The 21,014-nt window shown below is 66.4% G+C and carries 19 protein-coding genes and 1 tRNA gene; 10 read left to right on the top strand and 10 right to left on the bottom strand.

The window, feature by feature from the left end; all coding sequences use genetic code 11:
- Window positions 1–4 precede the first annotated feature (4 nt).
- The gene (gene xth, locus SY26_RS01375; protein ID WP_045981710.1) at window positions 5–790 is read right to left on the bottom strand and encodes an exodeoxyribonuclease III; all 786 of its coding nucleotides are present in this window, start codon (window positions 788–790) and stop codon (window positions 5–7) included.
- Window positions 791–848: 58 nt separating this feature from the next.
- Between xth and SY26_RS19745 the strand changes: the two genes are divergently transcribed.
- Window positions 849–1,382 (top strand): hypothetical protein, encoded by a 534-nt coding sequence (locus SY26_RS19745; RefSeq protein WP_052715074.1) that lies wholly within the window; start codon window positions 849–851, stop codon window positions 1,380–1,382.
- Here the strand turns inward: SY26_RS19745 and SY26_RS01365 are convergent.
- Window positions 1,379–1,702, bottom strand: coding sequence for an iron-sulfur cluster assembly accessory protein (locus SY26_RS01365; RefSeq protein ID WP_045998980.1), 324 nt, complete (start codon window positions 1,700–1,702; stop codon window positions 1,379–1,381). The genes SY26_RS19745 and SY26_RS01365 overlap by 4 nt on opposite strands.
- Window positions 1,703–1,776: 74 nt before the next feature.
- Between SY26_RS01365 and SY26_RS01360 the strand changes: the two genes are divergently transcribed.
- Genes SY26_RS01360 through SY26_RS01350 form a run of 3 tightly spaced genes read left to right on the top strand, consistent with a single transcriptional unit; the run spans window position 1,777 to window position 4,283 of the window.
- Window positions 1,777–2,943: a deoxyguanosinetriphosphate triphosphohydrolase gene (locus SY26_RS01360; protein WP_045998979.1), complete on the top strand. Its 1,167-nt coding sequence runs from the start codon at window positions 1,777–1,779 to the stop codon at window positions 2,941–2,943.
- A 60-nt stretch (window positions 2,944–3,003) separates the two neighbouring features.
- A complete protein-coding gene (locus SY26_RS01355) occupies window positions 3,004–3,426 on the top strand; it encodes an OsmC family protein (RefSeq protein ID WP_045999588.1) in 423 nt (140 codons plus the stop codon).
- Entirely contained in the window at window positions 3,426–4,283 is an 858-nt protein-coding gene (locus tag SY26_RS01350; protein ID WP_045998978.1) for a transglutaminase family protein, read from the top strand. The genes SY26_RS01355 and SY26_RS01350 overlap by 1 nt, the downstream gene beginning before the upstream one ends.
- On the opposite strand, the gene SY26_RS01345 is transcribed toward SY26_RS01350, so the two are convergent.
- Entirely contained in the window at window positions 4,280–5,875 is a 1,596-nt protein-coding gene (locus SY26_RS01345; RefSeq protein WP_045998977.1) for a peptide chain release factor 3, read from the bottom strand. The genes SY26_RS01350 and SY26_RS01345 overlap by 4 nt on opposite strands.
- A gap of 160 nt (window positions 5,876–6,035) precedes the next feature.
- Here SY26_RS01345 and SY26_RS01340 point away from each other — a divergent pair, with 160 nt between their 5' ends.
- Window positions 6,036–7,427 (top strand): hypothetical protein, encoded by a 1,392-nt coding sequence (locus SY26_RS01340; RefSeq protein WP_157020377.1) that lies wholly within the window; start codon window positions 6,036–6,038, stop codon window positions 7,425–7,427.
- 5 nt (window positions 7,428–7,432) lie between these two features.
- On the opposite strand, the gene SY26_RS01335 is transcribed toward SY26_RS01340, so the two are convergent.
- The 5 genes from SY26_RS01335 to SY26_RS01315 form a co-directional block, all read right to left on the bottom strand.
- Window positions 7,433–9,097 carry a formate--tetrahydrofolate ligase gene (locus tag SY26_RS01335; protein ID WP_045998975.1) on the bottom strand — a complete coding sequence of 555 codons (1,665 nt, stop codon included), beginning with the start codon at window positions 9,095–9,097 and terminating at the stop codon, window positions 7,433–7,435.
- 3 nt (window positions 9,098–9,100) lie between these two features.
- Window positions 9,101–9,526: a universal stress protein gene (locus SY26_RS01330; protein ID WP_045981702.1), complete on the bottom strand. Its 426-nt coding sequence runs from the start codon at window positions 9,524–9,526 to the stop codon at window positions 9,101–9,103.
- Window positions 9,519–12,323 carry a TRAP transporter permease gene (locus SY26_RS01325; protein WP_052715073.1) on the bottom strand — a complete coding sequence of 935 codons (2,805 nt, stop codon included), beginning with the start codon at window positions 12,321–12,323 and terminating at the stop codon, window positions 9,519–9,521. The genes SY26_RS01330 and SY26_RS01325 overlap by 8 nt, the downstream gene beginning before the upstream one ends.
- A gap of 83 nt (window positions 12,324–12,406) precedes the next feature.
- A complete protein-coding gene (locus tag SY26_RS01320; RefSeq protein WP_045998974.1) occupies window positions 12,407–13,372 on the bottom strand; it encodes a TAXI family TRAP transporter solute-binding subunit in 966 nt (321 codons plus the stop codon).
- 138 nt (window positions 13,373–13,510) lie between these two features.
- Window positions 13,511–14,101, bottom strand: a complete 591-nt coding sequence (locus tag SY26_RS01315; RefSeq protein ID WP_157020376.1) for a uracil-DNA glycosylase family protein — start codon at window positions 14,099–14,101, stop codon at window positions 13,511–13,513.
- Window positions 14,102–14,270: 169 nt separating this feature from the next.
- On the opposite strand from SY26_RS01315, the gene SY26_RS01310 reads away from it, so the two are divergent.
- From SY26_RS01310 to SY26_RS01295, 4 genes are read left to right on the top strand one after another with little or no spacing between them, the layout of a single operon-like run.
- Complete coding sequence (locus SY26_RS01310) at window positions 14,271–14,924, top strand: ABC transporter ATP-binding protein (protein ID WP_045981699.1); 654 nt, start codon at window positions 14,271–14,273, stop codon at window positions 14,922–14,924.
- Window positions 14,925–14,949: 25 nt separating this feature from the next.
- Window positions 14,950–16,680 (top strand): capsule biosynthesis protein, encoded by a 1,731-nt coding sequence (locus tag SY26_RS01305; protein WP_157020375.1) that lies wholly within the window; start codon window positions 14,950–14,952, stop codon window positions 16,678–16,680.
- On the top strand, window positions 16,677–17,519 hold the full coding sequence (gene kdsA / locus SY26_RS01300; protein WP_045998971.1) for a 3-deoxy-8-phosphooctulonate synthase: 843 nt from the start codon (window positions 16,677–16,679) through the stop codon (window positions 17,517–17,519). Before SY26_RS01305 ends, kdsA begins: the two co-directional genes overlap by 4 nt.
- The gene (locus tag SY26_RS01295; protein ID WP_045998970.1) at window positions 17,516–18,823 is read left to right on the top strand and encodes a mechanosensitive ion channel family protein; all 1,308 of its coding nucleotides are present in this window, start codon (window positions 17,516–17,518) and stop codon (window positions 18,821–18,823) included. The genes kdsA and SY26_RS01295 overlap by 4 nt, the downstream gene beginning before the upstream one ends.
- Here the strand turns inward: SY26_RS01295 and SY26_RS01290 are convergent.
- Window positions 18,820–19,989, bottom strand: a complete 1,170-nt coding sequence (locus tag SY26_RS01290) for an NAD(P)/FAD-dependent oxidoreductase (protein ID WP_045998969.1) — start codon at window positions 19,987–19,989, stop codon at window positions 18,820–18,822. The two genes, SY26_RS01295 and SY26_RS01290, sit on opposite strands and share 4 nt — an antisense overlap.
- A 94-nt stretch (window positions 19,990–20,083) precedes the next feature.
- On the opposite strand from SY26_RS01290, the gene SY26_RS01285 reads away from it, so the two are divergent.
- Window positions 20,084–20,158 (top strand) — tRNA-Gln (locus SY26_RS01285).
- A 53-nt stretch (window positions 20,159–20,211) separates the two neighbouring features.
- Here the strand turns inward: SY26_RS01285 and SY26_RS01280 are convergent.
- On the bottom strand, window positions 20,212–21,003 hold the full coding sequence (locus tag SY26_RS01280) for an IclR family transcriptional regulator (RefSeq protein WP_045998968.1): 792 nt from the start codon (window positions 21,001–21,003) through the stop codon (window positions 20,212–20,214).
- Window positions 21,004–21,014: the final 11 nt, after the last annotated feature.

Below are 21,014 nucleotides of genomic sequence, written 5' to 3'. Positions count from 1 at the left end.
GCCGTCAGGCGGCCAGGCGCACCCAGACCGGGACGTGGTCGCTTGGCTTTTCACCGGCCCGCGCATCGCGGTCGACGCCCGTTTCGATCATCAGGTCGGCCGCTTGGGGCGACAGCAGCAGATGGTCAATGCGGATGCCGTTGTCACGCTCCCACGCGCTGCCCTGATAGTCCCAGAAGGTGAACGGCCCACGCGTGGCCCAAGGGTCGCGGATGCGCACCGCATCGGTCCAGCCCTGGTTCACGATGGCCCGGAACGCCGCCCTGCTTTGCGGCAGGAACAGCGCATCCTCGGTCCAGCGGTCGGGATGGGCGGCGTCGCGCGGCTCGGGAATGATGTTGTAGTCGCCCAGCATCACCACCGGCAACTCCGACGCCAGCAATTCCGCCGCGCGCAGGCGCAGGCGTTCCATCCATGCCAGCTTGTAGTCGTATTTCGGCCCCGGCGCGGGGTTGCCGTTGGGCAGGTACAGCCCGGCGATGCGCACCGCATGGGTGCCGACCACGGTCGCCTCGATATAGCGGGCCTGCTCATCGGCATCGTCGCCGGGCAGGCCGCGGGTCACGTCCTCCAACGGCAGCCGCGACAGGATCGCCACGCCGTTGAAGCCCTTCTGGCCGTGGGTTTCCACCTGCCATCCCAGGTCTTGGAAATGCTCGCGCGGGAACCCCTCGTCCACGGATTTGATTTCCTGCAGCACGACCAGATCGGCATCGGTCGAGGCCAGCCAGTCGGTCAGGGCCTGCACGCGGGCCTTGACGCCATTGATGTTGAAGCTTGCGATTTTCATGGGCGGCATCTTTAGCGCCGCCTGCGCGTTTGGCAACACGAACCGGAAAGGGGCCGCGATGATCCGACTGCTGATCCTACTAATGGTCCTGCCCGTGGCGGCCGCCGCGCGCCCGTTGACCGGGCTGCTGGAAAAGGCAAGCCCCCTGCCCGCGACGATCCCACTGCAGGTCCGCGCCCCCGCCGACATGGATCACGCGATCATCCTGACGGATGACCAAGGCACGCCCGTCATCAGCGGCTATCTGCGCGGCGGCGCGGTCCTGCGGCTGCTGGTGCCGCCGGGAGATCACCGCCTGACGGTGGCCAGCGGGCCCGCGCAGGACTGGCAGGGTCTGCCCGACTTGTTCGGCGCGCCTGCCATCGCGTCGCCGCAGCCCCTGCCCTTCTTCATCGATGGCACGCGGCGCGAGGGGCAGGCGATCACGCTGTCGAAAGACGGTGACGGCCTGCGGATCACCGACCGGCAGAACCGTGTCATCTGTCAGAACGCCGGATGGGAAACCACGCGCGTCGTCAAGACGCTGCCCTCGGGGACGCAGTTCCGTTATGTGGAGCGGCGACTGGACCCGCGCAGCATCCCCTGCGACTAGATCGAGAAGCTGGTTCCGCAGCCGCAGCTTGCCGTGGCGTTCGGGTTCTCGATCACGAAGCGCGCGCCGATCAGCTCGTCGGTGAAATCGATGACCGCCCCCGCCAGATAGGGCAGCGACACCGGATCGACGACGACCCTCTGTCCCGATTTCTCCAGGATCAGATCGTCGGTCTCGGGCGCGTCCAGGCGGATGTCGTACTGGAAGCCGGAACATCCCCCGCCCAGCACCGCGATGCGCAGCGGTACCGGGTCCTTGCCCGCATTGATCTGGGACAGGCGGTCAAAGGCGCGGTCGGTCACTTTGGGCGGCAGGTTCATGGGGCGTTCCCGTTTTCGTCTGGTCGCATCAAATATAGGGTCCGCGGGGTGAACCCGCAAGGAAGGCTGACCCCGTGACCGCACTCGCGCCCTATGCCTGCCATCCGCAAGACAGCCGCGGGCGATTGCAGGACGAAAGCTTGTCCACCTTCCGGTCGCCCTGGCAACGCGACCGCGACCGCATCATCCATTCCAGCGCCTTCCGCCGGCTGAAACACAAAACCCAGGTCTTTGTCGAACATGATGGCGAAGGCTATCGCGGCGATTATTTCCGCACCCGCCTGACCCACACGATCGAGGTCGCGCAGGTCGCGCGCACCATCGCCGGGGCGCTGAACCTGAACACCGACCTGGCCGAGACCGTGGCCCTGGCCCATGATCTGGGCCACCCACCCTTTGGTCATACCGGAGAGGACGCGCTGTCCGCGCTGATGGCGCCCTATGGCGGCTTCGACCACAACGCGCAGGCGCTGCGCATCGTCACCAAACTGGAACGCCACTATGCCGATTTCGACGGGCTGAACCTGACCTGGGAGAGCCTGGAGGGCATCGCGAAGCACAACGGTCCGGTGACCGGTCCCCTGCCCTATGCCCTGGCCGAGGTGAACGCGCTGTGGGATCTGGAACTGCACACCAATGCCAGCGCCGAGGCGCAGGTGGCGGCGGTGGCCGACGACGTGGCCTACAATCACCACGACCTGCATGACGGCCTGCGCGCGGGCCTGTTCACCGAGGGCGATCTGGCGGAACTGCCCGTGATCGGCCCCGCCTTTGCCGAGGTCGACCGCCTGTATCCCGGCCTGGACCCGACGCGGCGCCGCTACGAGGCGCTGCGCCGCGTCTTCGGCGTCATGGTCGAGGACGTGATCGCAGTTGCCCAGAACCGGCTTGCCGGGCTGCAGCCGCGATCGGCGGACGACATCCGCGTGATGGACGGGGCGATCATCCGCTTTTCCAAGCCGCTGTACCAGAACATCAAGGCGATCAAGTCCTTCCTGTTCCAGCGCATGTATCGCGCGCCCTCGGTCGTCGTCGAACGTACCCATGTCACGCAGATGCTGAACGACCTGTTTCCGCTGTACTTGGATCATCCCGACCGCCTGCCCGACCAGTGGCGCGACGCGGCCATGCGCCTGAACGATCCGACCGAACGCGCGCGTCTTGTGCTGGATTACGTCGCAGGGATGACCGACCGCTATGCGATTGCGGAACATCAACGTCTGATTCAGCCACAGTCCTGAACCTTGGATGGTGTTGCCGCGTTGGGCGGGCAACACTGACCAAGGAAAAGGATGGATCACATGATTACCCGCACCGGATCGGCTGAATGGACTGGCGGCCTGAAAGAGGGCAAGGGCCAGGTTTCGACCAAGTCGGGCGCGCTGTCGGCGCAGCCCTACGGTTTCAACACCCGCTTCGAGGACAAGCCCGGCACCAACCCCGAGGAACTGATCGGCGCCGCGCATGCGTCGTGCTTCTCGATGGCGCTGGCGATGATGCTGGAGCAGGAAGGCATCTCGGGCGTGTCGATCAAGACCAAGTCCGACATCTCGATGGATAAGGAAGGCGACGGTTTTGCCGTCAAGAAGGCCCACCTAACCACGACCATCACCGCTGATGCGGACCAGGCGAAGATCCTCGAGGTCGCTGAAAAGGCCAAGGAAGGCTGCCCGATCAGCAAGCTGCTGAATGCCGAAATCACGATGGACGCATCGGTTTCCTGATGCGCGTCCGGGTCGGTCACGAGTTCCGTATTAAGGTCGAGCAGCCGACCCCCCTCATCTGCCTTGTCGCCCCCGAGGCGGCACGGCACGACGATTTCACAGCCCCCGAACAGGTCACGACCGTTCCTCATGTCGACGTGCATGAGTACCGCGACCTGTTCGGAAACATCTGCCGCCGCATGGTCGCCCCTGCGGGCGAATTTGTCCTTCGTGGCGATGTGACCCTGAATGACGACGAAATGTGGGACGATGTCGATTTCGCGGCCCAGGAAACGCGGGTCGAGGATCTGCCCGACGATGCGCTGATCTACCTGATGGCGTCCCGCTATGTCGAAAGCGACGTTCTGTCCCAGCAGGTTTGGGACCTGTTCGGTCATCTGCAGCCGGGCTGGGGCCGTGTCCAGGCCGTGCTGGACCATGGCCACAAGGTGCTGACATTCGATTACGGCACGGCGTCGGTCTTTCGCACTGCCCATGATGCCAGCAAGGGCGGCATGGCCGTCTGCCGCGATTTCGCGCACCTGGCGCTGGCCTATCTGCGGGCGCTGAACATCCCGGCCCGCTATGTGAACGGCTATGTCGGCGATATCGGCGTGCCCAAGGTCGATGCGCCGATGGATTTCGCCGCCTGGATCGAGGTCTACCTATCTGGCCGCTGGTGGACGTTCGACCCGCGCAACAACGAACGCCGCCTTGGCCGCGTCGTCGTCGCACGGGGCCGCGATGCCGCCGATGTGGCGATGCTGGCCAGCTTTGGCCCGCATCAGCTGTTGGACTTCACCGTCTGGTGCCACCCAGTCGACGAGACCGGGCAGGAGTTGGACGGTATGGCCTTCGGCCAGGAGACGCGGCGCTAGACCATCATCTCCTTGGTCGCGGTCAGCCTCAGGTCCGGGTGATCGCGACCGATCCGGTCGATGTCCCATTGCAGGCGGGTCAGATAGACCAGATCGCCGTCATGGTCATGGGCCAGATGCGCCTTGTTCGTTTCGGCAAAGGCATCGACCACCGATTTGGCGCCACTGACCCAACGGGCGCTGGTGAACTGGCTACCCTCGAACCGCACCGGGATGCCGTATTCCAGCTCGATCCGGCTGGCCAGCACCTCGAATTGCAGCGCGCCCACGACGCCCACGATGAAGCCCGATCCGATCGCGGGCTTGAAGACCTTGGCGGCCCCCTCCTCGGCGAACTGCATCAGCGCCTTTTCCAGATGCTTGGCCTTCATCGGGTCCGTCGCGCGCACCGTCTGCAGCAGTTCGGGCGCGAATGACGGGATGCCCGTAAAACGCAGCGTCTCTCCCTCGGTCAGGGCGTCGCCGATGCGCAGCTGGCCATGGTTCGGAATGCCGATGATGTCGCCGGCCCAAGCCTCCTCGGCCAGTTCGCGGTCAGCGGCCAGGAACAGGACCGGGTTCGACACCGCCATCGGTTTCTTCGTGCGGACGTGGACCATCTTCATGCCACGTTCGAAATGCCCCGATGCCAGCCGAACGAAAGCCACGCGGTCGCGGTGCTTGGGATCCATGTTGGCCTGAACCTTGAACACGAAGCCGGTCACGGTGTTCTCGTCCGGGGAAATCTCGCGCTCGGCACTATTCTGGGGCTGCGGCGGCGGGCCATAGGTGCTGATGCCCTGCATCAACTCCTGCACGCCAAAGCTGTTGATCGCGCTGCCGAACCAGATGGGCGTCATGTGCCCCTCCAGGAACGACCGATGGTCGAAGGTCGGCAGCAGCTCGCGGGCCATCTCGACCTCCTCGCGCAGCTTGGCCAACAGGTCGGCGGGAACATGATCGGCCAACCGCGGGTCGTCCAGCCCTTTCATCGAGATCGACTGCGCCACCTTGTTGCGGTCGGCCCGGTCCATCAGTTCCAGCCGGTCGCCCAGCATGTCATAGCAGCCGATGAATTCTCGCCCCACGCCGATCGGCCAGGATGCCGGTGCCACGTCGATGGCCAGGTTCTCCTGGATCTCGTCGATGATCTCGAACGTATCGCGGGATTCGCGGTCCATCTTGTTGCAGAAGGTCAGGATCGGCAGATCGCGCAGGCGGCAGACCTCGAACAGCTTGCGGGTCTGCGATTCGACACCCTTGGCCCCGTCGATGACCATGATCGCCGCATCCACCGCGGTCAGCGTGCGATAGGTATCCTCGGAAAAGTCGCTGTGGCCCGGCGTATCCACCAGGTTGAAGCGATGTCCGTCAAAATCGAACGACATCGCCGACGCGGACACCGAGATGCCGCGATCCTGCTCCATCTTCATGAAATCCGACCGCGTGCGCCTCGCCTCGCCCTTTGCGCGCACCTGCCCGGCCATCTGGATGGCGCCACCGTACAGCAGGAACTTCTCTGTCAGCGTTGTCTTGCCGGCATCGGGATGCGAGATGATCGCAAAGGTCCGGCGGCGGGCGATTTCGGGTGGAAGCTGGGGGCGGTTTGTCATGCCGACGCTTTATCCTGCGCGCGCGTCCGACGCAATTCCCGGCATCATGCCGCCAATGGCGCGAATTGTCTGCATCCGGTTCTTGAACCCGCGCGTCCTTGTCGCATGATCAACCGCGAAACGGACGAGGGCGCAGATGGACGGATCATGGGACCAATTGATGCGGCTGCTGTCCAACCGCGGCCTTGAATGGCTGCGCCAGCGTATCATGGCCCTGCCCGATCCCTGCCCGCTGGATCATTCCGACATCGGCGCGCTGGCGCTGGTGGGACAGATCGCGCCGGTGCTGTCGGGCCTGCGCGGGCGCATCTCTCCGATCGAGGTGATCGTGCTGCGTCGCCTGACGCCCGATCTGGTTCGCCAGGGCGCCTTGCGCGTTCTTGACGGCGCGCGGGACGATGCGCTGGTCCGCCTGACGCTGGCGGGCGGTCTGGTCGCCCAGACCGACCCCCTGTGGCAGCTGGCCTGCGAGGCGCTGGCCGACGACCCCGCCCTGCCCCTGCCGCACAGGTTGGCGCTGTCCGACGACCCCGTCCTGTTGGCAGAGGCCGAGGCCGCGCTGACGACGCCCCCGACCTCGATCACCCCCGATCACGTGGCACAGGTGGCGCAGCTGCTGATGCAGCTATATCATCATGGCGCGCGGCGTCCCCGTCTGTCCCATCCGCGCGCCTATACGCTGATCTTCGACCACCTGAAAATGCTGGCAACCTGGGCGCAGGGCGCGGGATGCACGGGGTCGGTTGCCCGGATCGCGTTCTGCCTGAGGCTGCTGGACGACGACCACCCGGTGGCGGACATGCTGTCCGACCTGATCCAGGTCCAGCGGCCCGACGGATCATTTCCCCTCAAGCTGGGTTTTGCCACCGCGGACCAGACATTCGCGGATGCGGTCCAGCCGACGGTCCATGTGGCGATGGCGCTGCACATGGCGGCGTGGAAACGCTGGCGCGGTCCTGCGCCCGTCTGGCTGCAGCCCCATCCCGTCCAGGCCACCGCCCGCCAACTGGCCGACCGGATCGCAGCGATGGACATCCCCAAGGCGCAGGCCCTGCACGCGGCAACCAGCCTGACCCGCGCGACCGGAGAGAACTGGTTCGCCCGCCTGTCCCCCGCGCGCCATGCGGTGCCCGATGACCTGACCCGATTGGGGCGCATCTGCTTTCGCGACGCGGTCGCGGCCCGGCATCTGCGCGCATGGCTTGGCCTGACGCGTCACGGTGACCGCCCGTCCGGCCTGGACGGACCCGAGGCCGCATGGCTGACAGGGCGCATCGTGGCCATCGCGACCCCCCTGCCGGATGCCGTGATGCGGCTGTGGGACCGCGCCGCGCTGGCCGGTGACGTCGCGGCCTTCACCGACTGCGCGCGCATCGCGCAGCATCACGCGGACGGCCCGGCCAGCCCCGCGGTCCGCGCCATGACCCGCCGCCTGTGCGTAGATGCGCTGACAAAGGATGCGCCCCTGCCCCGGATGCTGGACAGCCTGGATCGCCTGACCCTGCTGTCCCGCCTGTTCGAACCGGAAGCCAAGGAAGTGGCCGCCGCCTGATCGGGTCAGAACAACCCCTCGACCTGTCCCAGATCATCCAGCCGGATGACCTCGGCTGCGGGATGGCGCGGCAGGCCCGGCATGGTCATGATCTGCCCGCAGATCGCCACCACAAAGCCCGCGCCCGCGTTCAGCCGCACCTCTCGCACCGGTATGACATGCCCGGCGGGCGCGCCGCGCAGGTCCGGATCGGTCGAAAAGCTGTACTGGGTCTTGGCGATGCAGACCGGCATATGCCCATGGCCCGCCGCCTGCCAGGCGGCCAGCTGATCCAGGACGCCGGGACCGGGTTCGACCCGCGCGGCGCGGTGGATATGGGTGCAGACCGTCTGGATCTTGTCCCACAGCGGCATCGCGTCGGGGTAAAGCGGCGCGAATGCCGCAGGCTGTTCCGCCAGGGCGACGACCGCGCGGGCCAGATCTTCGGCACCGGCGCCACCCATGGCCCAGTGCCGTGCCAGGATGGCCTGCACGCCCTGTTCGGCGCAATAGTCCTGCAGGGCCGCGATCTCGGCCGGGGTGTCGCCGTCGAAATGGTTTAACGCAACGACGACCGGCAGCCCAAAGCTGCGGATGTTCTCGATGTGCCGGCCCAGATTGGCGCAGCCCGCGGTGACCGCCGCGGCGTCTTCCGCCGCCAGATCGGCCTTGGCCACGCCGCCGTTCATCTTCAGCGCCCGCACCGTGGCCACCAGCACGACGGCCGCCGGCGCAAGCCCCGCAAGGCGGCACTTGATGTTCAGGAACTTCTCGGCCCCCAGATCGGCGCCGAAGCCCGCCTCGGTCACCACGTAATCGGACAGGCGCAGGGCGGCGCGGGTCGCGATGACGCTGTTGCAGCCATGGGCGATATTGGCGAAGGGGCCGCCATGAACCAGCGCCGGGTTGTTCTCCAGCGTCTGGACCAGGTTCGGCTGCAACGCGTCCTTTAGCAGAACGGTCATTGCGCCGTCCGCCTGCAGATCGCGCGCGGTGACGGGTTGGCGGTCGCGGGTATAGCCCACGACGATCCGGCCAAGCCGGTCCTGCAGATCGGCCAAATCACGCGACAGGCACAGGATCGCCATCACCTCGGACGCGACGGTGATGTCGAAACCGGTCTGGCGCGAAAACCCGTTCGCCGGACCGCCCAGCCCCACGACCACATCGCGCAACGCGCGGTCGTTCATGTCCATGACCCGCCGCCAGGTGATGCGGCGCGTGTCCAGGTCAAGCGCATTGCCCCAGTGGATGTGGTTGTCGATCATCGCGGCCAGCAGATTGTGCGCCGAGGTGATGGCATGGAAATCGCCGGTGAAATGAAGGTTCATCTCCTCCATCGGCACGATCTGCGCGCGCCCGCCCCCGGCCGCCCCGCCCTTCATGCCGAAGTTCGGGCCCAAGCTGGCCTCGCGGATGCAGATGGTGGCACGGTGGCCGATCCGGTTCAGCGCATCGCCCAGACCCACGGTCGTGGTGGTCTTGCCCTCTCCCGCAGGGGTCGGGTTGATGGCGGTGACCAGGATCAGACGTCCTTTGGGCCCGCTTAGACCGGCCAGCGCGTCATGGGTGATCTTGGCCTTGTCATGACCATAGGGCAGGATCTGATCCGGCGTCAGGCCAAGACGGGCGGCGATGTCGTTGATCGGCCGCTTGGTCGCGGCGCGCGCGATCTGAAGGTCGGTCTGCATGTCCTAGCGCACCACCATGACCGAGACCGGCGAATGGCGGACGACCGCATTGGCATCGCGGCTGACCAGGATGCTGCGCAGCTCGTCCGGCTTGTCGCTGGCCATCACGATCAGGTCCGCCTTGTGCCGGGCCGCGGCCTTGAGGATCGTCTCGGCCACATGCCCGTGGCCGACATGCACCTGCACGCGCGACTGGTCGGGGAAATGCTGGCTGGCGAAATCGTCCAGTGCGCCCTTCATCTTCTGCAGGGCCTTCTGTTCGTACCCCTTGGGCAGGAAGGTCGCTACCATCGAGCTGCCGAAATCATGCACGATCCCCAGCAGGTGGATCACGCCCCGGTCCCCCGCCAGCCGCATCGCGGCCGGCAGGGCCTTTTCCCAGCTTTCAGGATGCTGAAGGTCGATCGGCAACAGCACGACGTCATGCATGGCGCGGTCCTTTCACGGGCTGGGGGCGCGTCTCGCGCCGACGCTGCGACCAGATCACCAACCCCATCAGCAGGAAGGCCGGGATATAGATCCAGTACCGCGACGGCGCCGCCGCCGGGGCGTTCACGGCAAGCACGGTCTGATCCCAGTCCAGCCCCGCCGCCTGCGCCGGGCTGTCGAACGCCACGTTATCGATCAGCGTGCGATCACCGTCCTGGATCAGGGTGATGCCCGCGGCCTCCAGCCGTTCCTCTCCGGTGGCGCCTTCGGGGACGGGCAGCAGGGCCGTGAACTCAACAGGGTTGCCGATGTCGTTCAGCCCGGCGATGCGCAGGCGCAGGCCGTCGCCGACCTCGCTGTCCTCCAGCGCCTGGACCAGTTCCGCGCCCGAACGCTCCTCGAACGGCGGAAAGACGTAGCCCCAGAAGAAGCCGGGCCGGAAGATGGTAAAGGCGATCACCAGCAGCAGGACCGTCTCCCACAGCTTGCTGCGGACCAGGAACCAGCCCTGGGTCGCGGCCGCGAACAGCAGCATCGCGATGGTCGCCGTGATGAAGACGAAGATCCCCTGCCCCCAGCCCACGTCGATCAGCAGCAGATCGGTGTTGAAGATGAACAGGAACGGCAGGACCGCCGTGCGCATGCTGTAGCCGAATGCGACGACCCCGGTCTTGATCGGATCGCCTCCCGACACGGCGGCCGCGGCAAAGGATGCAAGGCCCACGGGCGGGGTCACGTCGGCCATGATGCCGAAGTAGAACACGAACAGGTGCACCGCGATCAGCGGCACGATCAGCCCGTTCTGCTGTCCAAGCGTCACGATGACCGGCGCCAGCAGTGCCGAGACGACGATATAGTTCGCCGTCGTGGGCAGACCCATCCCCAGAATCAGCGACAGGACCGCGGTCAGGCCAAGGATGGCCAGCAGATGGCCGCCCGACAGGACCTCGACCACCTCGGCCAGGGCCGATCCGACGCCGGTCTGGCTGACCGCACCCACGATGATGCCCGCGGTCGCCGTGGCGATGCCGATGCCGATCATGTTGCGTGCGCCCGAGATCAGCCCGTCCACCAGATCGTCGAACCCCGCCCGCAATGCGCGCCCGGTGCGGGCGTTTCCGGTGCGGTCGGACCCGCGCAGCAGCACCATCAGCGGTCGCTGCGTCAGCAGGATGAAGATCATGTAGGCGGTGGCCCAGAAGGCCGACAGGCCCGGCGACAGGCGGTCGACCATCAGCGCCCAGACCAGCACGACCACCGGCAGGATGAAGTGCAGACCCGACCGGACCGTCGGCCCCGGCAGCGGCAGTTCCGTCACCGGCGCGTTGGGATCGTCGATCTGCAGCGGCTCCTCGCGCGATGCGACCCACAGCAGGCCGACATAGGCCGCCGTCAGGACGGCAAAGACCACGTAGGGGGCGGCCGCACCGAATGCGGGCCGGATCCAGCCCATCAGATAATAGACCGCCAGCGACAGCGCGCAGATGCCCGCGATCAGGAAGGCCGCGAACATCAGCCGGCGCAGCAGCGGCGGCGGCGTATAGGCGCGCGGCAGGCCCTGCATCCCGGCCTTCATGGCCTCCAGATGCACGATGTAGACCAGTGCGATATAGCTGATCGTGGCAGGCAGGATGGCGTGCTTGACCACGTCGAAATAGGGAATGCCCACATATTCGACCATCAGGAAGGCTGCGGCGCCCATGACGGGCGGCATGATCTGGCCGTTGACCGACGACGCGGTTTCGACCGCCCCGGCCTTTTCGCTGGAAAAGCCCACCTTCTTCATCAGCGGGATGGTAAAGGTGCCGGTGGTGACCACGTTGGCGATGGACGAGCCCGAGATCAGGCCGGTCATGGCGCTGCTGACCACGGCGGCCTTGGCAGGCCCGCCGCGCAGGTGGCCCATCAGCGAAAAGGCGACCTGGATGAAATAGTTGCCCGCGCCCGCCTTGTCCAACAGCGCGCCGAACAGCACGAACAGGAACACGAAGCTGGTCGATACCCCAAGGGCGATGCCGAACACGCCTTCGGTCGTGACCCACTGGTGGTTGGCGACCTCGGCCAGGGAATTGCCGCGATGCGCGATGATCGACGGCATGTAGGGGCCCAGGAAGGTATAGGCCAGAAACACCGTGGCCACGATCATCAGGGCAGGCCCAAGGCTGCGGCGCGTGGCCTCCAGCAGCAGCAGGATGCCCACGACCGCCACGATCAGGTCAGTGGTGATCGGCGCGCCGACCCGGCGGCCAAGGGCATCGCTGTTGATAAAGACGTACATGGTGACGACCACGCCGGCCAGCGCCAGCAGCCATTCCCATGGCGGAACGCGGGTCTTGGGACTGCCCAGCAGCACGGCCGCAACGACGCCCGCCCCGGCCAGTGCCAGCCACCACAGCGGCATCGCGGCGGGCGCGCCATAGATGAACAGCCCGGACAGGATCACCGGAACCGACACACCAAGGGCCAGCTGGAAAGGCGACTTTTCAGCTGGATAGGCCATGAAAGCCAGAAACAGCGCGAAGGCCAGATGGACTGCGCGGGCATCCGTGGCGCTGATGATGGCAAAGTTCAGCATGAAGGGCAGCGGCGAGGCGATCCACAGCTGGAACAGCGACCAGCACAGGGCCACCCCCAGGATCAGCTTGCCCACGAAACCCGGCGGAGTGCGCGCGCCCGTGTCCGACGAGGCGACCAGTTCGTCCAGTTCCTCCTGGGTCAGGGCGCCATGGCCCGACGCCTGCATCTCGACCGCGCTGGCCTGCTGCTGGCGTTCCCTGGTCTTGTCGTCGTCGCTCATCACGGCACCCCGTGCGATGCATCTTGTTGTTCGTTGGTCATGATGAAGGGCGGCCCGATGGGGCCGCCCCGGTCAGGCCTGGATTACTGGATCCAGCCCTGTTCGCGATAGTAGCGCTCGGCACCGGGGTGCAGGGGCGCGCTGTTGCCGTCGGCGATCATCTCCTCGGGGGTCAGCGAGGCGAAGGCCGGGTGCAGACCCTTGAAGCGGTCGAAGTTGTCGAAGACCGCCTTGACGACCTGGTACACCGTCTCGTCCGGGATCGCGGCCGAGGTCACGAAGGTTGCCTTGACGCCGAAGGTCTCGGTGTCGTCGTCGTTGCCGGCATACATGCCGCCGGGGATCACGACCTTGGAGTAGAACGGATTGTCCGCGATCAGCTTGTCGATCGCCTCGCCGGACACGTCGACCAGGGTCGCGTCCACGGTCGAGGTCGCTTCCTGGATCGAACCGTTGGGATGGCCTACGGTATAGCTGATGGCATCGACCTGGTTGTCGCCCAGGGCAGCCGACTGTTCGGCAGGGCGCAGTTCCGACGACAGCGCAAAGTCGTCCATGCTCATGCCCATGGCTTCCAGGACGACCTCGAACGTGCCGCGCGATCCGGAACCGGGGTTGCCGACGTTGACGCGCTTGCCTGCCAGGTCGGTGAAGGTCTCGACGCCGCTGTCGGCACGGGCCACGACGGTGAAGGGCTCGGGGTGGACGGCGAACACGGCGCGCAGGTCGGTGAAGGCATCGCCCTCATAGTCCAAGCTGCCGTTATAGGCGTGGAACTGCCAGTCGGACTGGGCAACGCCCATCGTCATGCCGCCGGACCGGATCTGGTTGATGTTGTCGATGGACCCGCCGGTCGCGGGCGCGGTGCAGCGCAGGCCGGTGGTTGCGGTGTCACGGTTCACCAGGCGGCAGATCGACTGACCCACGACGTAATAGACGCCCGTCTGGCCGCCGGTGCCGATGGTGATGAACTGTTCTTCCTGCGCCATCAGCGGCGTGGCACCCAGTGCCATGGCGGTGCTCAGCAGGATCGGTTTCAATTTACCCATGTCGGCGTCTCCCTAACGATGATTGGCGGGAAGGCATGACAGGCGCGTTCCCGCTGGATGGTCTTATCGTCACGGATGCGTGTGCGAAACACAAGCCCGCATGGCCACAAAGCGTCCCGGGCGTGGACCTGGGCTTGATCAGCCCAGCAGGGTCGCCACCCGGTCCCGCAGCACGGGCAGCAGGTCGGTCGCGAACCACGGATTGGCGCGCAGCCATCCGGTGTTACGCCAGCTGGGATGAGGCAGCGGAAACATCGCCGGCGCATGGGTGCGCCAGTCCCGGACGGTCTGCGTCACGTTGCGCGCGCCCAGATGCCACCGCATCGCGTGCCCGCCGACCAGCAGGGTCAGCTGCGGATTCAGCTGGTCCATCACCTGCCGCCGCCACGTCGCCGCGCAGATCGGCGGGGGCGGCAGGTCCGACCCCTTGGCGTCGTAACCCGGAAAGCAGAAGGCCATCGGCACGATCGAGATCCGGTCGCGGTCATAGAAGGTGTCGGGCTCCACCCCCATCCAGTCGCGCAGCCTGTCGCCGGAACGGTCGGTGAAGGGTCGCCCGCTGTCATGAACCCGCGCGCCCGGCGCCTGCCCCACGATCAGGATGCGCGTTTCCGGCCGGAACCAGACCACCGGTCGGGGCGCATGGCGCGTGGCGGTCACGGCAAAGCGGTCCGCGCACAGCCTGCAGGCACGGATACGGTCGGCCAGCGGTGCGTCGTGATGATACATGCGTCGCATTTATGGCGAAATTGCGGCGATATAAGGCTGGTCAGATCACAAATTATCGGGCCCCATCGCAAGACTGGACACCCCGTCCGCCCCACCCTAATGTCGCCTTGGCAGTCGAGGCACCCGGCATGGCACGCCTCGTGCCGAAACGCGTTGGTATAACAAGGCCATGCTTGAATTCGACAATGTGTCCAAATCCTTCTGGACCGGCAAGCAGCACAAGATCATCCTCGAGCAGGCCTCGTTCAGGGTCGAGCTGGGGCAATCGCTTGGCATCCTGGCCCCCAACGGCACCGGCAAGACCACACTGGTGAACATGATGTGCGGGCTGGAAAAGCCCGACGAAGGCAAGATCCGCCGCGAATGCCGCATCTCGTTTCCCCTGGGGTTCATGGGCGGCCTGGTCACGCGCCACACCGGTAACGAGAACGCGCGTTACATCGCGCGCATCTATGGGCTGGACCCTGACTACGTCGCGGCCTTCACGCGGTGGCTGTGCGACATCCACGAATATTTCGACATGCCGGTCGGCACCTATTCCACGGGCATGCGGCAACGGTTCAACTTCTCGCTGCTGCTGGCGCTGGATTTCGACATCTACCTGATCGACGAGGGCATGCCCCAGACCACGGATGTGGAATTCAACCGCAAGGCCGGTCGCGTCCTGTTCGAGCGGCTTCAGACCGCGACCACGGTGATCGTGTCCCACCAGCCCAGCACGATCGAGAAGTTCTGCAACCGCGCCGCGATCCTGCGTGATGGCAGGCTGTATCTGTTCGAGACCCTCGACGAGGCCAAGCAATATTATGACTACACCTCCTAAAGCGCGCCGGTACAACACGCAGGCGATGGCCTCGATCACGCCCCAGACGCCCCCGCCAGCGGAACCGACCGCATCGGACAGCCCCGCGCCGCCCCGGTTGGAGGTCGCGCGCCGCAGCGATGCCCCCGCCGCTGACGCGTCCGAACGCCAGGCGCGGCTGGAACGGTTCCTGGCCACCGAACCGATCGACGATGGCTTGGGTGATTTTCGCCTGACCAAGCCCGCAGCGCCGTCCCCAGAAAAGGACACGCCGGCCGCACCCCCCGCGGATTCTGGCGACATAGAGACGCGACTGGCCGCCATCCGCGCAGAGAAGCTGACCGAACGCCAGCTGCGCATCGCCAAGCGTATCGCCGCCCTGCACCAGATCGAGGTTTCCTCGGCCGAGGAGGCCGTGCTCCGTCTGCGCGAGCGGGGGATCGATCCGTCCCACCGCACCGCCGTCGGCAGCATCCTGTCGTCGGAGGGCACGCGCGCGCAGGCCGCCCCCTCGCCCAACGCGCCCGCCGTGCGGCAGGCCCCCGTGCCGTCGATCCTGCCCGACCGCAGCCCGGCGCCCCCCGGCCGCCCCGCCCTGCCGTCCCGCGAGGAACTGACCGAGGAAAAGCGCGCCGCCGAAATCTATCGCATCCAGCGCGACCTGGCCCGCCGCCGCCGCCGCCGCATGGCGATGCTGGCGATGCGGCTGGCGCTGTTCGTGTTCCTGCCGACCGCACTGGTCGGCATCTATTACGGCCGCTATGCCTCTCCGCTTTACGCAACGGTATCGCAGTTCCAGATCCAGTCGGCCGAAAGCGGATCCGGCGCCAGCGGGCTCAGCGGGATGCTGGGCGGGTCGGGCCTGGGCACGAACCAGGACGCGGTCGCGGTGCAAAGCTATCTGACATCGCGCGACGCGATGCTGCGCCTGGACGAGGATCTGGGCTTCCGGCGCGCCTTCCAGGACCCGTCAGTCGATGCGATCAAGCGGCTGCCGGCGGATGCCACAAACGAGGCCACGTTCAGCCTGTACAAGGATTCCGTCAAGATCGGCTATGACCCGACCGAAGGCGTGCTGAACATGGAGGTCATCGCGCCCGACCCGCAGCTGAGCGAACAGTTCTCGCGCGCGCTGATTTCCTACGCGGAACAGCTTGTTGACGCCCTGACCTCACGCATGCGCTCCGACCAGATGGACGGCGCGCGCGAGACCTATCAGGACGCCGAGGAAAAGATGCTGGCCGCCCAGCTTCGCGTCCAGGAATTGCAGGAGAGGCTGGGCGTGCTGGACCCCGTCGCGGAAAGCGGCGTGGTCATGGCGCAGGTCAGCATGCTGGAAGGCCAACTGGCCGAAAAGCAGCTGGAACTGGGCCAGTTGCAGTCGAATGCTCGCCCCCTGCAAAGCCGCGTCGATGCGGTGGAGGGCGACATCGCCCGCCTGCGCGACCTGATCACCCAGACCCGCCAGCAGCTGACGCAGGGCAACGACACCCGCAACTCTCTGGCCGCCATCGGCGGAGAGCTGCGCGTCGCCGAGGCCGAGATGCTGACGCGCCAGGAAATGCTGGCCGCCGCCGCCGCCCAGATGGAGACCGCGCGCATCGAGGCGAACAAGCAGGTCCGCTATCTGTCGCTGTCCATCGCGCCCATTCCGCCGGATGAGGCGACCTATCCCCGCGCGTTCCAGAACACCCTGGTGGCATTCCTGGTGTTTTCGGGTATCTATCTGATGCTGTCGCTGACGGCCTCCATCCTACGCGAACAGGTATCGACATGACGACTGCCAAGCATATCCCAATCGGTTCGATCACCTGCGGCAACGACCTGCCGCTGACGGTGATCGCCGGACCCTGCCAGCTGGAAAGCCTGGACCACGCGCTGATGATCGCCGGAGTGATGGCCAGGGCCTGTGCCGATGCCGGGGCGTCCTTCGTCTTCAAGGCCAGCTATGACAAGGCGAACCGCACCTCTTTGTCGGGTCGCCGCGGCTTAGGCATCGACGAGGGGCTGGAGATCCTGGCCGCGGTCCGCGAAAGGTTCGGCTGCCCCGTGCTGACCGACATCCATGACGCTGACCAGGCGGTGCGCGCCGCGCAGGTGGTCGATGTGATCCAGATCCCCGCCTTTCTGTGCCGCCAGACCGACCTGTTGCTGACCGCGGGCCGCACCGGCGCGGTGGTCAACATCAAAAAGGGTCAGTTCTTGGCCCCCTGGGACATGCCCAACGTCGCGGACAAGGTCGCCTCGACCGGGAACGGGAACATCCTGCTGACCGAACGCGGGGCCAGCTTCGGCTATAACACGTTGGTGGCCGACATGCGGTCGCTGCCGATCATGGCGCGCACCGGCTATCCGGTGATCATGGACGCGACCCATTCGGTCCAGCAGCCGGGCGGTCAGGGCGGCAGTTCGGGCGGGCAGCGCGAATTCGCCCCGGTCATGGCAAGGGCCGCGGTGGCCCTGGGTGTGGCCGGCGTCTTCATCGAAACGCACGAAGCCCCCGACACCGCGCCGTCCGACGGGCCGAACATGATCCCGCTGGACCGCATGCCCGCGCTGATCGCATCGCTGATGGCCTTCGACCGGCTGGCAAAGGCCGACCCGCTCCCGGCATGATCCGCGTACTGCTGATCCTGTTGACGCTGGCGGCCCCCGTGGCCGCCCAGGTCGTCGATCCGTCAGCACCGTCGACGCCAAGTGGCGCGATCTCGACGCAGGACAACCGGGCGACGGACTTGGCAATCCTGTCGCGGATTTCCAGCATCCTGGCGCAAGTCCCTGAATTCGATGGCGTCCGTGCCAGCGTCGATGCGGGGATCGTGACGCTGGTCGGCGAGGTGACCGAACAGCAGACCATTTCGCGCCTTGAATCGCTGCTGGCGCGCGTCGAGGGGGTCGTCGCGATCGAGGATCAGGTTACCCTGTCTACAGACCTGGGCACGCGGCTGGTCTCGGTACGCGACAGGTTTCAGTCTCGCCTGACCGCGGTCATCGCGGGCCTGCCCTTCATGGCACTGGGCCTGGCGGTGGGGGCGATAATCGTGCTGGCCGGCGGCTGGTTGTCGCGGCGGGAACGAACCCTGTCGGGGATCGCACCGAACCCCTTCATCGCCGGATTTCTGGCGCAGACGATCCGGCTGACCGCATGGATCGTGGCGCTTGTCGTGGCGCTGGACCTGATGGGCGCGCGGGCGCTGTTGGGGACATTGCTGGGTGCGGCGGGCATCTTCGGCCTGTCGCTGTCCTTTGCGGCCCGCGACACGATCGAAGGATTCGTGGCCACGATGCTGCTGTCGCTGCGCCAGCCCTTCAACCCGAACGACCTGATCGAGGTGAACGGTCTGCGCGGTCGGGTGATCCGCCTGACCAGCCGCGGCACCACCCTGCTGACGCTGGACGGCAATCACATCCGCATCCCGAACCAGATCATCTACAAGGCCGTCCTGACCAATTACACGCGCAACCCCGAACGCCGGTTCATGGTCGACCTGACCATCGACCCCGGCGCCGATCTGGGCCGCGCGCGCGATCTGGTGCTCAGGGCGCTGGCGGGGATGGATTTCGTGCTGAAGCGTCCCGAACCCGTTGCCTGGCTGGATGCCCAGGGACCGGATCACGTGGTCATCCGCGCCGGGGGTTGGGTCTCGCAGGACGGCACCGATTTCGACCTGGCGCGCGGAGAGGCGTTTCGCCTGCTGCGCCATGCGCTGGACAGCAAGGGCTATCTGGTGCCGGAACCCGTCCACCGCATCCGCCTGGAACAGCCCGAAGCGGAGGCGCGTCCAAGCCCTGCCCGCCCCTCACGCCCCGCCGATGCGCGCCTGTCCGACCTGAACCCCGACGCCGCGTTCGAGGAGATGGTCGAACGGGGTCGCATCGATGACGGGCGCGACCTGCTCAGCCCGACGCCACGGACCTAGGCGGCGCGCCCGGCGGCATCCGCCGACGCCCAGGCCCACTGAAAATTATAGCCGCCCAGCCACCCCGTCACGTCGACGCATTCACCGATGAACGCCAGTCCGGGCACCTGGCGCGCCTGCATGGTCCGCGCGTCCAGATCGCGCGTATCCACGCCGCCCAGGGTCACTTCGGCGGTGCGATAGCCTTCGGTCCCCACGGGTCGGACCTGCCACCGGTTCACACGCGCGCCCAGCGCGTCCAGCCGGGCGTTCGGCTGATCGGCCAGCCGCGCCTGTGCCAAGCCCGCGTCCGCCGCCACGGATTGCGCAAGGCGTTCCGGCAGCATCTGGGCCAGTACGGTCGCAACCTGCGCCTTGCCACCGCGTGCGGCCTTCAGGTCGGCGGCGATGTCGCGGTCGGGCGCAAGATCGATCGTCAGCACCTCGCCCGCCTGCCAGAAGCTTGAGATCTGCAGGATCACCGGGCCGCTCAGCCCGCGATGCGTGAACAGCAGCGCATCGCGAAAGCTGCCCTTGCCATGCGTGATCCGCGCCTCTACCGACAGCCCGGCCAGCGGACGGCACAGCGCCAGATCCTGTTCCGCAAAGGTCAGCGGTACCAGCGCGGGCCGCGTTTCGACAAGCCGCAACCCGAACTGGCGCGCCAGATCATAGCCTAGCCCCGTCGCCCCGATCTTGGGAATCGACTTGCCGCCCGTCGCGACGACGACCCGACCCGTGCTGATCGACCCGCCGGAGGTCGCGACCACGAACCGATCACCATCCTTGCTGACGCCGTCGATGCGCGTGCCAAGGCGCAGGTCCGCCCCGGCCATGCGGTCCAGCAGCATGTCGGTGATCTGCGTGGCCTTGCCGTCACAGAACAGCTGCCCCTGGGTCTTTTCATGCCAAGCGATTCCCGCCCGGTCGACCAGATCGACAAAGGCCTGCGGACGATACCGCGCCAAGGCACTGGCTGCGAAGCGCTGGTTGTCCGACAGGAAACGGTCCGGCCCGGTCGCGAAGTTGGTGAAATTGCACCGCCCGCCGCCGGAAATGCGGATCTTTTCGGCGGGCGTCGGCGCATGATCCAGCACCACGACCCGCCTGCCCTGCGCGACGGCAGAGCCTGCGCAGAATAATCCGGCCGCCCCGGCCCCCAGAATGACGATATCGGCGTGTTCCATGGCGCGTCGATACCGGGGCTTTGGGATGGGGGCAAGATTTCTGCATTTTTCGTCTTGCACCCATCTGCGGGCTTGGGTAATCACCCTCCACAGTTGGGGCGTGGCCAAGTGGTAAGGCATCGGTTTTTGGTACCGTGTACCGTAGGTTCGAATCCTACCGCCCCAGCCAATATCCAGAAAGTTAAATGATCAGCCGCACTTGGCGGCCATACATGATGTCGCCTACGCTGACATGATGCTGCGCACGGCCTCTGCGGCCAGGGGTGCATTGCGGCGGCGGAACTCCTCCGGATCCCACTCCGAGAGCGATCCGGCGATGTGGATCGCGGCGATCGGGCGGCCCGATGCGTCCGGGATCGCCACGCCAAGGGCCACCTCTCCCATCAGGATCTGCTCCAGCGCCAGCGCGTGGCCGGCCTCTCGCGCCAGCGCGACCTGGTCGCGGATCGCCTGGGGATCGGTCAGGGTCCGGGGCGTCAGCGGCCGAAGACTGGCCTCGTCCAGGATCTGGTCGACCTCGGTCGGGGGCAGCATCGCCATGACGGCCCAACCACCCGACGTGCAGGTCGTGGGCACGCTGTTGCCCACCAAGGTCGCAAAGAACGTCTCGCGCTTGCTTTGCATCCGGGCGGCATAGACCATGCGCTGACCATCGAACAGTGACAAGTCGACCCGTTCGCGGACGTTGCGACGCAGGTCCAGCAGGATCGGACTGGCGCGACGCACCAGCGGGTTCAGGCGCAGATAGTCGTGCGTCAGGTCCAGGATCGGCAGGTCCAGACGAAAGCCGCGACCATCCTCGGCCAACGTCAGATAGCCCAGTGTGCGAAAGGTGTGCACCAGACGCTGCGCCGCGCTGCGTGTCAGACCGGTCCGCGTGGCGATCTGGCCAAGCGACAGTGCCCCATCGGCATCGCGAAACGCTTCCAGAACGCTCATTCCGCGGGCAAGGGATTGGACGAACAAGGCATTCTCGGCCTGCGGAGCGTCCGGATCGTGATTCTTGCGCTGCATGCAATCTCCGA

The sequence above is a fragment of the Paracoccus sp. 228 genome (assembly GCF_000967825.1).
Classification (GTDB): Bacteria; Pseudomonadota; Alphaproteobacteria; order Rhodobacterales; family Rhodobacteraceae; genus Paracoccus; species Paracoccus marcusii.
The sequence above is the reverse complement of the archived record's forward strand: the minus strand, read 5'-3'. Positions and strand labels throughout refer to the sequence as shown.

What these genes read in the sequence shown, in the direction of transcription:
- xth (WP_045981710.1), bottom strand. Translation starts at nt 790, where the DNA reads ATGAAAATCGCAAGCTTCAACATCAATGGCGTCAAGGCCCGCGTGCAG.
- SY26_RS19745 (WP_052715074.1), top strand. Translation starts at nt 849, where the DNA reads ATGATCCGACTGCTGATCCTACTAATGGTCCTGCCCGTGGCGGCCGCC.
- SY26_RS01365 (WP_045998980.1), bottom strand. Translation starts at nt 1,702, where the DNA reads ATGAACCTGCCGCCCAAAGTGACCGACCGCGCCTTTGACCGCCTGTCC.
- SY26_RS01355 (WP_045999588.1), top strand. Translation starts at nt 3,004, where the DNA reads ATGATTACCCGCACCGGATCGGCTGAATGGACTGGCGGCCTGAAAGAG.
- SY26_RS01350 (WP_045998978.1), top strand. Translation starts at nt 3,426, where the DNA reads ATGCGCGTCCGGGTCGGTCACGAGTTCCGTATTAAGGTCGAGCAGCCG.
- SY26_RS01345 (WP_045998977.1), bottom strand. Translation starts at nt 5,875, where the DNA reads ATGACAAACCGCCCCCAGCTTCCACCCGAAATCGCCCGCCGCCGGACC.
- SY26_RS01340 (WP_157020377.1), top strand. Translation starts at nt 6,036, where the DNA reads ATGCGGCTGCTGTCCAACCGCGGCCTTGAATGGCTGCGCCAGCGTATC.
- SY26_RS01335 (WP_045998975.1), bottom strand. Translation starts at nt 9,097, where the DNA reads ATGCAGACCGACCTTCAGATCGCGCGCGCCGCGACCAAGCGGCCGATC.
- SY26_RS01330 (WP_045981702.1), bottom strand. Translation starts at nt 9,526, where the DNA reads ATGCATGACGTCGTGCTGTTGCCGATCGACCTTCAGCATCCTGAAAGC.
- SY26_RS01325 (WP_052715073.1), bottom strand. Translation starts at nt 12,323, where the DNA reads ATGAGCGACGACGACAAGACCAGGGAACGCCAGCAGCAGGCCAGCGCG.
- SY26_RS01320 (WP_045998974.1), bottom strand. Translation starts at nt 13,372, where the DNA reads ATGGGTAAATTGAAACCGATCCTGCTGAGCACCGCCATGGCACTGGGT.
- SY26_RS01315 (WP_157020376.1), bottom strand. Translation starts at nt 14,101, where the DNA reads ATGTATCATCACGACGCACCGCTGGCCGACCGTATCCGTGCCTGCAGG.
- SY26_RS01310 (WP_045981699.1), top strand. Translation starts at nt 14,271, where the DNA reads ATGCTTGAATTCGACAATGTGTCCAAATCCTTCTGGACCGGCAAGCAG.
- SY26_RS01305 (WP_157020375.1), top strand. Translation starts at nt 14,950, where the DNA reads ATGGCCTCGATCACGCCCCAGACGCCCCCGCCAGCGGAACCGACCGCA.
- kdsA (WP_045998971.1), top strand. Translation starts at nt 16,677, where the DNA reads ATGACGACTGCCAAGCATATCCCAATCGGTTCGATCACCTGCGGCAAC.
- SY26_RS01295 (WP_045998970.1), top strand. Translation starts at nt 17,516, where the DNA reads ATGATCCGCGTACTGCTGATCCTGTTGACGCTGGCGGCCCCCGTGGCC.
- SY26_RS01290 (WP_045998969.1), bottom strand. Translation starts at nt 19,989, where the DNA reads ATGGAACACGCCGATATCGTCATTCTGGGGGCCGGGGCGGCCGGATTA.
- SY26_RS01280 (WP_045998968.1), bottom strand. Translation starts at nt 21,003, where the DNA reads ATGCAGCGCAAGAATCACGATCCGGACGCTCCGCAGGCCGAGAATGCC.